This window comes from Bacillus sp. FSL K6-3149, from assembly GCF_038630515.1.
GTDB classification, from domain to species: domain Bacteria; phylum Bacillota; class Bacilli; order Bacillales; family Bacillaceae; genus Bacillus; species Bacillus pumilus.
The window spans coordinates 2,142,593-2,156,331 of record NZ_CP152034.1; the positions used below are offsets into that span (position 1 = coordinate 2,142,593).

Annotated in this window: 19 protein-coding genes, 1 tRNA gene, 1 pseudogene and 1 riboswitch; of the genes and pseudogenes, 12 read left to right on the plus strand and 9 right to left on the minus strand. The window is 41.7% G+C overall.

Translation table 11 applies throughout. From position 1 onward, the window contains the following. Positions 1–60: 60 nt before the first annotated feature. Both fabI and MHB83_RS10730 read left to right on the plus strand, forming a co-directional pair. The gene (gene fabI / locus MHB83_RS10725; RefSeq protein WP_003211867.1) at positions 61–837 is read left to right on the plus strand and encodes an enoyl-ACP reductase FabI; all 777 of its coding nucleotides are present in this window, start codon (positions 61–63) and stop codon (positions 835–837) included. Positions 838–951: 114 nt separating this feature from the next. Then, positions 952–1,566 carry a spore coat CotO family protein gene (locus MHB83_RS10730; protein ID WP_050945254.1) on the plus strand — a complete coding sequence of 205 codons (615 nt, stop codon included), beginning with the start codon at positions 952–954 and terminating at the stop codon, positions 1,564–1,566. 35 nt (positions 1,567–1,601) lie between these two features. On the opposite strand, the gene MHB83_RS10735 is transcribed toward MHB83_RS10730, so the two are convergent. From MHB83_RS10735 to MHB83_RS10755, 5 genes are all read right to left on the minus strand, one after another. Beyond that, positions 1,602–2,045, minus strand: a complete 444-nt coding sequence (locus tag MHB83_RS10735; protein ID WP_044140422.1) for a CotY/CotZ family spore coat protein — start codon at positions 2,043–2,045, stop codon at positions 1,602–1,604. Positions 2,046–2,250: 205 nt separating this feature from the next. Then, positions 2,251–2,742 carry a CotY/CotZ family spore coat protein gene (locus MHB83_RS10740; protein ID WP_003211658.1) on the minus strand — a complete coding sequence of 164 codons (492 nt, stop codon included), beginning with the start codon at positions 2,740–2,742 and terminating at the stop codon, positions 2,251–2,253. Between the two features lie 146 nt (positions 2,743–2,888). Beyond that, positions 2,889–3,371, minus strand: coding sequence for a spore coat protein (locus MHB83_RS10745; protein WP_044140423.1), 483 nt, complete (start codon positions 3,369–3,371; stop codon positions 2,889–2,891). Positions 3,372–3,459: 88 nt separating this feature from the next. Continuing rightward, complete coding sequence (locus MHB83_RS10750) at positions 3,460–3,795, minus strand: hypothetical protein (protein ID WP_050945253.1); 336 nt, start codon at positions 3,793–3,795, stop codon at positions 3,460–3,462. 44 nt (positions 3,796–3,839) lie between these two features. Continuing rightward, complete coding sequence (locus tag MHB83_RS10755; RefSeq protein WP_044140425.1) at positions 3,840–4,226, minus strand: spore coat protein; 387 nt, start codon at positions 4,224–4,226, stop codon at positions 3,840–3,842. Positions 4,227–4,403: 177 nt separating this feature from the next. On the opposite strand from MHB83_RS10755, the gene MHB83_RS10760 reads away from it, so the two are divergent. The 5 genes from MHB83_RS10760 (at position 4,404) to MHB83_RS10780 (ending at position 5,880) form a co-directional block, all read left to right on the plus strand. Continuing rightward, on the plus strand, positions 4,404–4,754 hold the full coding sequence (locus MHB83_RS10760) for a DUF1360 domain-containing protein (protein WP_034620057.1): 351 nt from the start codon (positions 4,404–4,406) through the stop codon (positions 4,752–4,754). 71 nt (positions 4,755–4,825) lie between these two features. Continuing rightward, complete coding sequence (locus MHB83_RS10765; protein ID WP_258395192.1) at positions 4,826–4,954, plus strand: hypothetical protein; 129 nt, start codon at positions 4,826–4,828, stop codon at positions 4,952–4,954. Positions 4,955–5,040: 86 nt separating this feature from the next. Continuing rightward, a complete protein-coding gene (locus tag MHB83_RS10770; protein ID WP_050945252.1) occupies positions 5,041–5,262 on the plus strand; it encodes a hypothetical protein in 222 nt (73 codons plus the stop codon). Positions 5,263–5,346: 84 nt separating this feature from the next. Further along, the gene (locus MHB83_RS10775; protein ID WP_003212017.1) at positions 5,347–5,484 is read left to right on the plus strand and encodes a YjcZ family sporulation protein; all 138 of its coding nucleotides are present in this window, start codon (positions 5,347–5,349) and stop codon (positions 5,482–5,484) included. Between the two features lie 138 nt (positions 5,485–5,622). After that, entirely contained in the window at positions 5,623–5,880 is a 258-nt protein-coding gene (locus MHB83_RS10780; protein WP_003212292.1) for a stage VI sporulation protein F, read from the plus strand. A gap of 16 nt (positions 5,881–5,896) precedes the next feature. On the opposite strand, the gene MHB83_RS10785 is transcribed toward MHB83_RS10780, so the two are convergent. Next, complete coding sequence (locus tag MHB83_RS10785; RefSeq protein WP_342496315.1) at positions 5,897–8,209, minus strand: ATP-dependent helicase; 2,313 nt, start codon at positions 8,207–8,209, stop codon at positions 5,897–5,899. Between the two features lie 126 nt (positions 8,210–8,335). Here MHB83_RS10785 and MHB83_RS10790 point away from each other — a divergent pair, with 126 nt between their 5' ends. Further along, the gene (locus MHB83_RS10790; protein WP_003210759.1) at positions 8,336–8,593 is read left to right on the plus strand and encodes a hypothetical protein; all 258 of its coding nucleotides are present in this window, start codon (positions 8,336–8,338) and stop codon (positions 8,591–8,593) included. A gap of 82 nt (positions 8,594–8,675) precedes the next feature. Here MHB83_RS10790 and MHB83_RS10795 read toward each other — a convergent pair whose 3' ends face one another. Genes MHB83_RS10795 through MHB83_RS10805 form a run of 3 tightly spaced genes read right to left on the minus strand, consistent with a single transcriptional unit; the run spans position 8,676 to position 10,425 of the window. After that, on the minus strand, positions 8,676–9,110 hold the full coding sequence (locus tag MHB83_RS10795) for a GNAT family N-acetyltransferase (protein ID WP_050945250.1): 435 nt from the start codon (positions 9,108–9,110) through the stop codon (positions 8,676–8,678). A gap of 6 nt (positions 9,111–9,116) precedes the next feature. After that, positions 9,117–9,632, minus strand: coding sequence for a YjcG family protein (locus tag MHB83_RS10800; protein ID WP_003210845.1), 516 nt, complete (start codon positions 9,630–9,632; stop codon positions 9,117–9,119). Positions 9,633–9,684: 52 nt separating this feature from the next. Beyond that, on the minus strand, positions 9,685–10,425 hold the full coding sequence (locus MHB83_RS10805) for an esterase family protein (protein WP_012009609.1): 741 nt from the start codon (positions 10,423–10,425) through the stop codon (positions 9,685–9,687). Positions 10,426–10,646: 221 nt separating this feature from the next. Beyond that, positions 10,647–10,768: riboswitch (SAM riboswitch) on the plus strand. Between the two features lie 79 nt (positions 10,769–10,847). On the opposite strand from MHB83_RS10805, the gene MHB83_RS10810 reads away from it, so the two are divergent. The 4 genes and pseudogenes from MHB83_RS10810 to MHB83_RS10825 all read left to right on the plus strand — a co-directional run. Then, the gene (locus tag MHB83_RS10810; RefSeq protein ID WP_050945249.1) at positions 10,848–11,966 is read left to right on the plus strand and encodes a methionine biosynthesis PLP-dependent protein; all 1,119 of its coding nucleotides are present in this window, start codon (positions 10,848–10,850) and stop codon (positions 11,964–11,966) included. Continuing rightward, a complete protein-coding gene (gene metC / locus MHB83_RS10815) occupies positions 11,963–13,141 on the plus strand; it encodes a cystathionine beta-lyase (protein ID WP_050945248.1) in 1,179 nt (392 codons plus the stop codon). Before MHB83_RS10810 ends, metC begins: the two co-directional genes overlap by 4 nt. A gap of 128 nt (positions 13,142–13,269) precedes the next feature. After that, positions 13,270–13,342: transfer RNA gene (locus tag MHB83_RS10820), tRNA-Val, on the plus strand. A 183-nt stretch (positions 13,343–13,525) separates the two neighbouring features. Further along, positions 13,526–13,659, plus strand: a pseudogene (locus tag MHB83_RS10825) (peptidoglycan-binding domain-containing protein); the annotation flags it as partial. Positions 13,660–13,739 lie beyond the last annotated feature (80 nt).

The following is a 13,739-nucleotide window of genomic DNA, read 5'->3' on the forward strand; positions in this document are numbered from 1 at the left end:
GATAATATTATGATCAGGTACTAATACTATGTCTTGAAAAAATAGGAGGCTTTATTACATATGAACTTTTCTTTAGAAGGCCGTAATATCGTGGTAATGGGTGTTGCCAATAAACGAAGCATCGCTTGGGGAATTGCCCGCTCACTTCACGAAGCTGGAGCTCGTTTGATTTTTACTTATGTTGGAGATCGTCTTGCTGAATCTGTAAAAGAACTTGCAAGCACACTTGAGCGTGATGATTCAATCATTCTTCCATGTGACGTGACAAGTGACGAAGAAATCGAAAAATGTTTCGCTACAATTAAAGAAAAAGTACAAGTCATTCATGGCGTTGCGCATGCGATTGCATTTGCAAACAAGGAAGAGCTTGTCGGTGAATACTTAAACACGAACCGTGAAGGTTTCCTTTTGGCGCACAACATTAGTGCATACTCTTTAACAGCTGTAGCAAAAGCAGCACGTCCATTGATGACAGAAGGTGGAAGCATCGTCACGCTTACATACCTAGGCGGAGAGCGTGTGGTTTCAAACTACAACGTAATGGGTGTAGCAAAAGCAGCACTTGAAGCAAGTGTGAAATACTTAGCAGCTGATTTAGGCGCAGAAGGTATTCGTGTGAATAGTATTTCTGCTGGTCCAATTCGTACGCTGTCTGCAAAAGGCATCAGTGGTTTTAATACCATTCTGAAGGATATTGAAGAGCGTGCACCGCTTCGTCGTACAACGACTCCTGAAGAAGTTGGCGATACAGCTCTATTCTTATTCAGTGATCTATCACGCGGCATGACAGGTGAGAATCTGCATGTTGATTCTGGCTTCCATATCATTGCTCGCTAACCAATTAAATGATTTGCAGCATACCGAATAAGGGTATGCTGTTTTTTTATTTTTCTTCTGATTTGAGGCGTCCGCTCATATATATAAGGAATGAATCATTCGGGAGGGATTAGTATGTCAAATAAAGGTGATGAGAACCAGAAGCCGCTTATGTATATTGTTCAGCCGAGCTATGATGAGTCAATGCCGGCCATGCAAAATATTGTGAGAAAGCGAAAGAAATCAGAAAAACCACAAGAAATTTCTAAGAGTAAAAAAGACAAGATCGAAGAAAGTACGCACGAGGAACCCGTGGCTCAAGAAATCGAGAAGAAAAAAGAAGCAAAGCCGCCTGAGCGTCAGCAAGAGCAAGACATGATGCAAGAAGCAGAGCTTACCCAAGAACAAGACATCACAAAAGAGCCAGAGCTTATACAAGAACGAAAACCTCAGCGAGAAGAGGAGAAGCCGCCAGAAGGCGTTTTTCATGAAACAAAAGAAGAACCTAGAAGAAAACGAGTGAAAAAGCCTTTAAGTCAGATGAGCATTGACGAAAAAGTCGATTTTCTCACAAGCCTGCCTCATAATATGCCAAGAGCCCTTTGCCTGATTGAAGCTGATGGTAAAACATATAGAGGGATTATCATGGATCGAAAAGAAGATACAGTGGTCATTCGAACAGCGGGCGGGGGAAATCCAGTTGAATTAGCAATAGATGAAATTTCCTCGATTCATCCACTTGGCTTTTAACGAATAAAAAAAGTCCCATAGAGGGACTTTTTTTGTTAGCAGTTACGGTTGATGAGTCGTGGATTTAAGCACTCGATTGCGCAGAAGCAGTCAAGATCTACTTCAATGCAATACTTCGATTTTTCTAATCGGAACACATCACATACGGAATCTTTGTCTGTAAAATCTAAAATATGACGGTCTTTGTCAAATGCGATAAGCAAGCTGAGTGTTGCGCAGTGGTCAGAGATGTGTTCGACTCTGAAAAATGTAGTGCTGAAGCAAGGACCTGCATCTACTTCTCCGACGTTTCCGAATGCGACGAATGGTTTTGATTTGGATGTAAAGAGAACAAACGGGACAGTGTCACCTAATGAATGGGATGAAGAAAGGAGATTGCTGTAACAGCTGGTCGGGCATTCTTCTTCGACGGCATTTTGTAAGTCGTTAATATTTTCAACAGCCTCTGCTACACAATTCCATGAATGTTTGCGGCTCATATTCAACCCTCCTATACTAGGAAATTTGTTTGAGTGTTTGAGCACTGTCATCATCTACAAGCTTTTTGTTTTGCCGGTTGATACTTCTACTTACAATCAATGCGGAAGCGGCAGCTCTTATGCTGACTGCTCCGCATGATTGACTGTCATTCGTAAGGAAGGGGATGCTTTGACTCATGACAAGTGAGATCAATGGCCGGTTGATTTAGCCGTGGTGATGATGCTTTTTATCTTTCGATGGCATGACTCTGTCTACTAGTTCTGGGTTTAAACATTGGATTGCGCAGAAGCAGTTTAGATCAACCTCAATACAAAAGTCCGTTTTTTCTAAACCAAAGAAGTCAGGGTCACAAGGGTGACAAACGCTTAGCGTATGTCCGTGTACATCAACAGGTCTTAATACAGATAACGTAGCACAGCAGTCGTGTAATTTTTCAACCCGGAAGAAAATGGATTCGAAGCATTGGCAATCGTCAACAAATCCTCCAATGTTTCCGAAAGTAGAAAACAATCCGCCTTTTTTATCGAAAAGTAAAAACGGAATCGTATCTTTTCCAGAAACGGTTGGGCTTAATAAATTACTGTAGCAGCTCGTAGGACATTTATCTTCTACAGCTTCCTGCTCTGCTAAAATCTTATCAACCGCATCGCATACACAGTTTTCATCATGTCGGCCATGGTGTTTTCCGCAGCTCATGGATTTCAGCTCCTTTAACAAGGTATTTGACTTTAGTCCTTAACAACATATGTATGCGCCCTCTAGTTGGTGTGGGTAAATGACTATTTATATTTGTTGTATTTTTATAAAAGGAAAAGCAGAGCTTTTCGCTCTGCTTTTGGACATTAGAGGATACCGATTGCAACGATTGTCGCAACAAGTGTTTGAGTAAGTGTTTGGATTGCGATCGAGATGTCCGCATCGATTGTCGATACTGTAACGTTTCTTGAATTTTCGATGACAAGTTTTTGGCGGTTTGTTTGTTTGTGAGTAGCGGCTTGTAAAAGATCCTGTGTGACGCGGTCTGCTAAATCCCCGTCTGCGATTGAGATATTTGTAATGGTGATGATCGCTGTTTGAACAGCTACTTGAATAGATGCTGCAACCTGTGCGTCAACAGAAGATACGTTAATGTCACAAGAGTCTCTGACGATAATGACTTCCTCAGACGTCTGCTTTGTAAAACTCACTTGATCAAAGTCTTGTAAGACATCTTCATCATCAAAAAAGTGGCCGTCACAAACTGCTTTTCTTTCGTAGTTGTTGTAATCGCCGTGGTGTGTACAGTTACGATCTAGAGCGACCCAAGAGTATGGTTTAGATTCCATTTCTATTCCTCCTTCCGTTTACTTTATTAAATGCTGGAATGAATGGTTTTGTCTCGGGCATTTACCCTAGCAGGCAACCCATTTTTATTTAATCGTTGTTTCGCTGCGCATCACGGCGCTGCTGAATACGATCTCGAAGTGAATTTCGTTTTGGACGTACTTGCGGTTCAGGCGCTGCTTCTTCCACATGTTTTGCTGCCTCAGCCTGCCTTTTTTTCTCCTGCTGCTGCTGTACGAAGTCATCTGCTTTCTTTTGTAAGTCCTCAACTAATTTCAAAATCATTCTTCTTTGATCATCTGAAATATTTGCTTTCTGATCATCTGTGATATTGTTTTTGTTTAAAATATCACTTACAAGAAGGCTCGTTAATGGATCAACATCAGTGTTGATTTGAAACTCCTTTTTTTCGTTCTCTTCAGCCACGATTATTTCACCTCTTTCATACATAATGTTAGAAAAAGAAAGGGTCAAAGAATGCCAGCTTCAACTAATAGTACATTCAATGTTTGAGTGAGAATTTGGACAGAGTTCATAATAGATGCATCTGATAATGTAATCGTGACGTTATAGCAATTGATGATTTGGATCACAGTTTTCTTTTGGACTGTCACTTGTTGTGTGGCTAAAAGCTGATCTGTGATGTCTGTAGCCAATTCATCGTCTGGTACAAGAAGTTGGATTAAAAGAGTAATGATTGTCGTTACGGTCGCTTGAAGGGAGAGTGCGGCTGTTACATCTGTTTTATGAATTGTGACATTTTCGGAATCTTTGATCTCAATGAAATCATCATAATTGCTGATTAATTCGTTTAACAGTTGTGTGTATAATAAATCAGCACTTTCTTCAATAGACAATACTTTCACTCCTTTCTTATCTATATATTATTTAATGCAGCAGAGGCTCAAGGTGGAATCGGAAAGTGTGAAAAAGTACAACCCAATTTTATTTCCGCTCGATTCATCATGGCGGTCTTTCTTTTTGCATATATAAAGAAAGGACGCAAAAAAGAAGAAAGAAGGAGGTGGAGGCTCCTGAGCGGTGCTTTGTCATTTGTCGTGTTTGCCCTCGCATCCTTTAGACTGACGAGGCTCATTGTGTTTGATACCATTACTGCTCCTTTCCGCCGTTTATTTCATGAAGAACAAGAAGAGGTCAATGAACAAGGTGAAGTAGAGACATATATTATCATTAAAGGTAAAGGGCTGCGGTCTTGGGTAGGAGAGCTGTTAAGCTGTTATTGGTGTACTGGCATGTGGTGCACTGCTGCTTTACTTCTGATATACATATTATTTCCTGTCATTAGCATGTGGCTTAATTTACTATTAGCGATTGCCGCAGCAGCAGGCATTATTGAAGCAATTGTCTCAAAGCTGGTGAAATAAAAAGGCATTCTGATCAGACGCGCTTTCAAAAAATGCATATACTATCATGGAAGAGGAAAGGAAGGGTTGCGATGAAACCAAATGAAACACCGTCACATATGCTTCAAGGTTATCCAGCGCAGTCAAATCAACAATCTGTTTATACGAAGAAAATTAAAAAAGCAGGCTGCGGCTGTGGAAAGAAAAAGAAACCTCAATAGAAGAGAAAACAAAAGCCGGATTTATCCGGTTTTTTTGTTGCCCTTTTTTTGAGTGATGCATATGTAAGAGAGAAGGGGTGACCAGAATGGATGCATTCGAACAATTAATCGGTTCCTTGTTCACTAAACCCCATGATGGGAAAGAGCAAGCGCACGAAAAGGTTGAAATGGATCTAGCGGATAAAGCGAAGGATCTTGAGGAGCATTTAAAAGCATTTGGCGTGAAGATGGATGCTTTTGCGAAAGAAACAGAAGCATTCATTGTGCGTCATGGAGAGGCAGATTACGTCTTTAAACAGCAGAAATAAAAATTCCGCACTTTTTTATGTGATCGTCCAAACCATTTGTTGTATTTTTCATATTTTGTAAGGGAGAAGAGGAGGTGCTTATATATGAGTTGTTACGGTTACGGTGGCGGTTCTTGCGGCGGCTACGGCGGAGGTTATGGCGGCGGATATGGATCAACATTTGTTCTTGTCGTTGTGCTTTTCATCCTTCTAATCATCGTTGGTGCTTCTTTCTTTAACTAAACAGTAAGAAGGTGAGGGAAGCAATAGGGGAGCCTTTTGCTTTCCTTTCTCTTTGGGCAAACAAGGCTTTAGGATAGGCACATATCTCGCCTATTTTCATATAGTAAGGTGATTACTCCACAAAGAGGAGGCAAATGAATGGATAATAAATTCTTTAAAAGCGTTGAAAATAAAACAGGTGTGAATATGAACGATGTCTTCAAGCTTGCAGGTTCTTTGCAAAATGCCAACTTTAAAGATGAAGCAACGGTTCGAGGCGTCATTAAAAAAGTAGCGCAGCTTGCGAATAAACGTGTACCGAAAGAAATGGAAGACAAAATCGTTCAATCGATTACAAGTGGAAAAGAAAAGCTTGATTTCAATACCATCGCTAAAATGATGAACAACAAAAAATAAACAACAGGCTCTCCGCTTAAAGGGGGGCCTGTTGTTTTTCTGTGAATAATGCTCGATTTTTCTTTAGTAGGGGATATAAAAAGCGCGAGCGATGAGCGGTTTTCCCTCGTCTAAATGATGGAACCGATAGATAAAGAGATTGTTCAGCTCTTGTCATGGCCACATATAATAAACGGCGCTCTTCTTCCAAGGCTTCTTCATCACCGTTTCTGAGTTCATCAAGTGAGAAATCATGAGGCAGTGCTCCGTCGACCACGCAAGTGATGTACACCGTTTGGAATTCCAGACCCTTTGCCCGGTGAATCGTCATGAGCTGAACACCTGGTTCGTCTGTTTTTTCCTTTTCGGCAGATTTCATGTGTTCGGCATGTGCGAGAAAGGCTTCAATCGTTTCAAAGCGTTTGGCGGCGGTTTTTACATCTCGTACGTCATCCGCCCCTTTTTCAAGCACATTCGTATCATTCACTCGTTTTTTTAAGTAATCACCAAGTCCCATCTTTTGTTCAATAAACGCCACAGCATCAGACGGCTTTAAATTTCGTAACGTGCGGAACAGAGGAACAATAGATTGCAGCTTTTTCTGTTGAAACGGCTGAATATCAGTTAGTTTTCCGAGTGCGTCGACCATTGAACAATCTTCCGTGATGGTCAGTGCCTTCATTGTGTTTAAGGTCTGTTGCTTTAAAAAGAAAACTGGAAGCAGCTGTTTCATAGCAGCCACATCATCGGCATCCTGACTTAAAGAGAGAAAGGCGAGAAGAACCCGAACAATTCGTCTGCTGTAGAAGGCTTTGACACCAGCCTCCGTCTCATACGGAATCGCGGATTGATGCAGACGCTCATAAATCGCGCGGCCTCCCGTATTGGTGCGAAAGAGCACGCAGATATCATTCGGCTTTGCGCCGTTTTTAATTTTCTCCTGAATATCTGCCACGATCATGGTCGCTTCCTCTTCCTCGTCATATGGATAAAAGAGCGTAGGAGGGATTGTCTCCGATCGGACGGCTTTTAACGTTTTCTCATAACGATGCTGATTTTTCTTAATAATGGCATCCGCACTTGCGACAATTGTATGATGCGACCGATAATTGGCATGTAAATGGACAATCTGAGCCGAAGGATAATCTCGTTTGAATTCAAGAATGAAAGCAGGATTACTGCCCCTAAAGGCATAAATGGCTTGATCATCATCACCGACACAAAATAGCTGCTCACATTCTCCAGCTAACAGCTGAATCAATTGATATTGAACTGGATTTATATCCTGAAATTCATCCACCAATATATATTTGAACCGTTCTTGATACCGTTTCAGCAGTTCAGGCTTTTCAGTCAGCATGTGCAAGCAGGCAATGGCCATGTCATCAAAGTCAAATTGCTGATTGTCTCGTTTTTGATGTTCATAAGATTGATAGATCGTCCACATGTGTTTTTCCTTTTCATCCTTCAAATCAGGAAGCTCACCTGGTAAAAAAGCATTTTTCCAATAGCCGATCGATTGCAGGACTTGATCGGTAGGGTAGTCTTTTTCATCTAGTCCTTCATTCATGATGGCTTTCCGAATGTACTGTTCCTTCTGCCAATCAAACTTAATCAGGTGCTGGCCATTCCATTTGTTTGCGTCATCGTGAAGCAGCATTTTATAAAAAAGACTGTGGAAGGTGCCTGTCACCACTTGGCTTGCTTGTGATGGGTGAAGCTGATATTGCTTGCGCAGTCTTTCTTTCATTTCACTGCTGGCTTTTGTGGTGAAAGTCACGAGTAAGATATGGTGAGCAGGAATATGATGATGTGACATGAGATAAGCCGCTCTTGCTGTCAGGACTCTTGTTTTCCCGCTGCCAGCGCCAGCCAGCACCAGCATTGGACCGTCTTTATGTGTGACAGCTTGAAGCTGCGGTGTGCTAAAGGTGATATGCGGAAAGAGATCGATGGTATGTGCCTGTTCATTCTCTTCTAAATGTAACGCATCACTAAATTGAATCGACCTTGGTTCCTGCCAGTCATATGATTCATCCGTTTGCGAGATGATTTGTTTACCTGTTGGAAAACGGAAGCCCCCAAGTTCTTTATAAGAAGCACTTTCCTCTCGCTCTGCGTGTTTTTTCTGATCTTCTTGTTCTTCTGCTTGTTCACACAGCTCTTGCTGAGACATATGTTTATGAATAAAGGCAGGTTCTTCATGTATATTTAATCTGAAAAAGACTGGTTGTCCGCAATATGGGCAGAATAAGTGCCCTTTTTTTCCCTCGTCATGGAGGAATTGATAATGTTCTCTCGAATACGTATGTAATGAGATCGTTCGATCATGTCGTCGTGCGCATTTCAAAGCTAGTCCTCCAATAGTTAATCAATCTTAAAAAGAAACACATCTAATCATATCAAATGATACGTGTTTCAAACAGTATTAATTAGGGAATAGTAGAGTAGAAGAGAAGCAAAGGAGGCGTTCTTGATGGGATATATAGCCCCGATTCAGCCGGATCTGTATTTTCAATATATCAATCGTCCTGCTCCTCAGGATAAAGAAGACTACGCGAAAGTAACTAAGGTTACTCGCACCTTTCATGACAAGATATACAGAGAGTTGGAGAAAAAAGAGGACTTAGTGACAGAAGCGGAAACGAAAGTACAACAAAAAAAGCGGGAACGCTTTGTACGAGATATGTTTATGGAGGAAGGCAAAGGCGTTCATATTAATACGTATATATAAATGATTGCGCTTTCTTCCATTGACGAACGATGATAAAGAAAGAAAAGCCAGGGCATCTTGAATGCTCTGGCTTTTCTTTTGGTCAAACAGACAGTGTTTTTGTCATTTTGACATGTGTGATCCCCGCTTCTTCAAACGATTCAGATACGGCTTTGTAGCCTTTTTTTTCGTAGAAAGGAAGAGCTTGGACTTGTGCGTGCATAACCGCTTCCTTCGCTCCATTCGCAATGGCTTCTGTTTCCAGCGCTTCTAATAGTTTGTGGCCAAGGCCGAAAGCGCGCGCCTCTTTTAACACACAAATTCGTTCTAGCTTTGCCTTTGGCCCTTCAATGATCCGTAATCTAGCGGCTGCTTGAGGCTTCATTTCATCGTTATAAATGACAAAATGAATGGCCTCGTCTTCTAGTTCATCTATTTCAATCTCTATTGGGACTTCTTGTTCTTTGACGAATACTTCTTTTCGAACGTAATATGCATCTTCTCGTTGTGTTTGTGCTGTTGCGATGACTGTTTTCAAGTGTACTTAACCCTCTTCTCCTAAAATAAATGTTTCATAGACGGTCCAAGATCCGTTCTCTAATTGATATAAAAGGTGGAAGCGATCCACTGTTTCTTCATGGTCAATCTTTCTCAGCTTTAATGTGCCAAGTACGTCTGAATGCTCATCATCTGATAGTTTTTGAGCCACTGTCACATGCGGAACAAAGGCATATTCAGGTGTACCTTCAAGTGGATCTGCGTACAATCTTTCATTGAGCGCCATGATTTCCTCGTTCGGTTCTACTTTCATATAAATGACGTTGTTTACAGGAGCGAATGAACTGAATTTTTTAATACGTAACGTAATAGGAGAAACATTTTTTGCATACTCTCTTAACGTTGAGACGACCTCAGCCGCTTCTAGATCCGTTAATTCAAAAGGTGTTCTAAGTGTTAAATGAGGCGGTATGAGTGCATAGTTCGGATCATAACGCTTCCGGTAAGAGTTCGCAATATCTTGCAATTTTTTTGATGGAAATATAACAACTCCGTATTTCATCTTGTTCCCTCCTGATTAAGAAAGTATTTATTATTGTTTATTATAACAAAATTCAGTTGATTAACGAATATGGGAGCATTCTTTTTAACGAAGGCGCAATGAGCGGCTGCCAAAACGTCCATTTATGATCCCCTTCGAAGGTCTCAAATAAATAATCTGCACCTGACTGTTCAAGAAGTGCCTTTAAATCGTCGTTTGGCTGAATAAAATCAAGCACTTGGCCATCTGTTGTTTTCACAGCCGTTTCTTCCAGTCCAATTTGATGGATAATCGCATAATGAGAAAGGGCTGTCGACTGTTTAACAGCTTCTAAGACTGACTCATCGACGTAAGGGGACTGCAAAATGAGTCCGCCAAATAAAGAAGGATAATCAATCGCTGTCATAAGAGAAATCGTAGCACCCAGTGAATCACCAATAAACGTGCGACCTGAGCCAATTTGATAGGTTGGATAATGCGTATCAATATAAGGGACAAGTTCATTTGCTAAAAAGCGTTTATACGCTTCAAATTTTGTGCCGTCTGGATGATACGTATTCCGTCTTTCCGTGACATTTTCATAAGGAACACCAATGATAATGGAGCGTTCCATTTCTTTGTTTTGCATCAATTCTTCTGCCTGTCTGCCTATTTTGCCTAAGCGGAAATAATCATGACCATCTTGGGCAATGATGACATGATATGTATAAAGGGGGGAATAATTGACTGGCAAATAGATCAAAAGGGTCATATCCGCCCCAAGTTCTTTTGAATGTAAGGTTTCTTCTTGAATAATGCCTGTTTTCTTCACCATAATCCATTCCTCCAGCTAACCGATTTCATCACAAAGTGAAACGTTTCCATTCATTGTAACATGAAAAATAGCGTTGTTCCTATATGCTAACATGCAATCAATTCAGTTAACACCGAATCTGTTATAAAATACAGAAAATTTCAATTAATTGTTCAGATTCCTCTTGAAAAATGAGATTTAATGCGTTACAGTATTAAGAATTAGAACAGACAGACAACACATTCTTATCGTGAGAGGTGGAGGGACTGGCCCTTTGAAACCTCAGCAACCGGTATGCATCACTTCATGTGATGTACCAAGGTGCTAAATCCAGCAAGCAGCTTTTTTGCTTGGAAGATAAGAGGAAGCGATTAAAACCCCTTCTTCTTATGAAGAAGGGGTTTTCTGTTTTGAAATCAGATTTTTACTTAGGATGGTGTCAAATGACAGAACATGTGGAAACGACATTAGCGCAAATTGGAAACCGCAGCGAAGAGGCGACTGGTACGGTCAGTCCCCCCGTTTATCTTTCAACAGCCTACAGACATAGAGGCATAGGGGAATCAACCGGATTTGATTACATTCGTACGAAAAACCCAACAAGACAGCTTGTAGAGGATGCAATTGCTTCACTCGAAGAAGGGACGGCCGGATTTGCCTTCAGTTCGGGAATGGCTGCGATCCAAACGATCATGGCGCTATTTGAAAGCGGTGATGAACTCATCGTCTCATCAGACCTATATGGCGGTACATACCGTTTGTTTGAAAACGAATGGAAAAAGTACGGCTTACGTTTTCTTTACGATGATTTTTCAGATGAAGACTGTTTACGCTCTAAAATCACGCCAAACACAAAAGCAATCTTTATTGAAACGCCGACAAATCCACTTATGCAGGAAGCAGATATTCAAAAAATAGCGAAGATTGCAAAAGAACATGGCGCTTTGGTCATTGTCGATAACACCTTTTACACACCCGTTTTGCAAAAGCCGATTACGCTTGGAGCGGACATTGTCATCCATAGTGCAACCAAATATTTAGGTGGACACAATGACGTTCTTGCAGGGCTTGTGGTGACAAAAGGAGAGAAGCTCTCTGAAGACATGTTCCAGCATCAAAACGCAATTGGCGCCGTTTTATCTCCGTTTGACTCATGGCTGTTAATGAGAGGGATGAAAACACTGGCTCTTAGAATGCGCCAGCACGAGGCAAATGCGAAGGAGCTAGCTGAGTTTTTAAAGAAACAGCCAGAAATTCAAGATGTCCTTTACCCAGGCAAGGGAGGAATGCTGTCATTCCGTGTAGCCGAAGAGGACTGGGTCAATCCATTTTTAAAGCAGCTGAAAACGATATGTTTTGCTGAAAGTCTTGGCGGAGTCGAAAGCTTCATTACGTATCCTGCGACGCAAACGCACATGGATATTCCTGCGGAAATTCGCATTGCAAACGGTGTGTGTAACAAACTGCTCCGTTTCTCCGTTGGTATTGAGCACGTAGATGACCTGAAGGCAGACCTAAAACAGGCACTATCACAAGTAAAAGAGGAGGTACATGCCAAATGACCACACATGATTGGACATTCGAAACCCAACTCGTTCATAATGCATTCAAAACAGACCGTTCAACAGGTGCAGTCAGTGTGCCGATTCAGCATGCGTCCACCTTTCATCAAAGCAGCTTCGATGATTTTGGTCAATATGACTACTCAAGATCGGGGACTCCTACACGTCAAGCGTTAGAGGATACGATTGCGGCGCTAGAAGGAGGAACACGAGGGCTTGCTTTTGCATCAGGCATGGCAGCCATCTCAACCGCTTTTCTTCTATTATCAAAAGGAGATCACGTCCTTGTCACAAGAGATGTGTATGGCGGTACTTTCAGAATGATTACTCAAGTTCTTTCGCGATTTGGCATTGAGCATACCTTTGTGGACATGACGGATTTGAATGAAGTCAAAAGAGGCATTCAATCGAATACAAAAGTCATTTACATGGAAACGCCGTCAAACCCGACTCTAGGGATTACGGATATTAGGGGCGTCGTCCAGCTTGCCAAAGAACATGACTGTCTGACATTTTTAGATAATACATTTTTAACACCCGCTCTTCAGCGTCCGCTTGATCTTGGTGTTGACGTTGTCCTGCACAGCGCAACGAAATTTTTGAGCGGTCACAGTGATGTACTGTCAGGGTTAGCTGTAGTGAAAGACGAGAAACTGGGTGAGGAGCTTTATTCGCTGCAAAACTCCTTCGGTGCGGTCCTTGGCGTGCAGGATTGCTGGCTTGTGCTCAGAGGGTTAAAAACCCTTCAAGTCAGATTAGAAAAAGCAAGCCAAACGGCATTTGAACTCGCTTCATTCCTCAAAGAGCATCCTGCGGTGAAAAAAGTATACTATCCAGGCTTAGATGACCATCCTGGGGCAGACATTCAGCGAAAGCAAGCAAGCGGAGCTGGAGCAGTTCTCTCATTTGAATTAGAAAACCAAGCAGCGGTCAAAGAATTAGTGGATGCTGTCACATTACCTGTATTCGCCGTCAGCCTTGGCGCCGTCGAATCCATTCTGTCATACCCAGCCAAAATGTCACATGCTGCTATGCCAAAAGAAGAAAGAGAAAAAAGAGGGATTACGGACGGCCTGCTTCGATTAAGTGTAGGAGTAGAAAACGGAGAAGACCTCAAACGCGACTTCAAACAAGCACTCGATCAACTCAAGCCTGTTCTTGTAAACCAATCATAAAGAAGAGAAAAAGCCGGCGGCTGTGCCGGCTTTTTGACCTTTTTTGAACAAAACCATTGACGACGGATCATGATGATTATATAATAGAGACTGTCAGTAACAGAAAGCCCAGAACTGATACATAACCCGATTCCGTAGCTCAGCTGGGAGAGCGCTACCTTGACAGGGTAGAGGTCGCTGGTTCGAGCCCAGTCGGAATCATCGTTAGAACCCTTGCCTAGCAAGGGTTTTTTGTTTTTCTGAAAACGAATAATTGTTCTGTTTCTGTTTCTGTTGATTGGGGACGATCTTTATCCACCAGATTGTTTCTCAGTATTTTTTGGATCAAAACGATTAAGGTGTTCGACTTATCATCTGGCATCGTTAAAGTGACCGAGCTTTTGACACAATGGGATAGACGGCTACTTGGAGCAAAAACAGAAAATGTGGTTAAACGATTCCAGCTCATGTATGGGCTTAGTGCTGATGGTATCTATGGTCCGAAGACAAAAGCAGCTCTTCGAAAAGCATTGAAATAAGTAAATCCACTGTCCTTGATAGGGAATTTTTGTGTTTTAATAGTGAAAAGTTGGTTATAAGGTTAGGTAAAACGTGATAT

What these genes read in the sequence shown, in the direction of transcription:
- fabI (WP_003211867.1), top strand. Translation starts at nt 61, where the DNA reads ATGAACTTTTCTTTAGAAGGCCGTAATATCGTGGTAATGGGTGTTGCC.
- MHB83_RS10730 (WP_050945254.1), top strand. Translation starts at nt 952, where the DNA reads ATGTCAAATAAAGGTGATGAGAACCAGAAGCCGCTTATGTATATTGTT.
- MHB83_RS10735 (WP_044140422.1), bottom strand. Translation starts at nt 2,045, where the DNA reads ATGAGCCGCAAACATTCATGGAATTGTGTAGCAGAGGCTGTTGAAAAT.
- MHB83_RS10740 (WP_003211658.1), bottom strand. Translation starts at nt 2,742, where the DNA reads ATGAGCTGCGGAAAACACCATGGCCGACATGATGAAAACTGTGTATGC.
- MHB83_RS10745 (WP_044140423.1), bottom strand. Translation starts at nt 3,371, where the DNA reads ATGGAATCTAAACCATACTCTTGGGTCGCTCTAGATCGTAACTGTACA.
- MHB83_RS10765 (WP_258395192.1), top strand. Translation starts at nt 4,826, where the DNA reads ATGAAACCAAATGAAACACCGTCACATATGCTTCAAGGTTATCCAGCG.
- MHB83_RS10770 (WP_050945252.1), top strand. Translation starts at nt 5,041, where the DNA reads ATGGATGCATTCGAACAATTAATCGGTTCCTTGTTCACTAAACCCCAT.
- MHB83_RS10775 (WP_003212017.1), top strand. Translation starts at nt 5,347, where the DNA reads ATGAGTTGTTACGGTTACGGTGGCGGTTCTTGCGGCGGCTACGGCGGA.
- MHB83_RS10780 (WP_003212292.1), top strand. Translation starts at nt 5,623, where the DNA reads ATGGATAATAAATTCTTTAAAAGCGTTGAAAATAAAACAGGTGTGAAT.
- MHB83_RS10790 (WP_003210759.1), top strand. Translation starts at nt 8,336, where the DNA reads ATGGGATATATAGCCCCGATTCAGCCGGATCTGTATTTTCAATATATC.
- MHB83_RS10800 (WP_003210845.1), bottom strand. Translation starts at nt 9,632, where the DNA reads ATGAAATACGGAGTTGTTATATTTCCATCAAAAAAATTGCAAGATATT.
- MHB83_RS10805 (WP_012009609.1), bottom strand. Translation starts at nt 10,425, where the DNA reads ATGGTGAAGAAAACAGGCATTATTCAAGAAGAAACCTTACATTCAAAA.
- MHB83_RS10810 (WP_050945249.1), top strand. Translation starts at nt 10,848, where the DNA reads ATGACAGAACATGTGGAAACGACATTAGCGCAAATTGGAAACCGCAGC.
- metC (WP_050945248.1), top strand. Translation starts at nt 11,963, where the DNA reads ATGACCACACATGATTGGACATTCGAAACCCAACTCGTTCATAATGCA.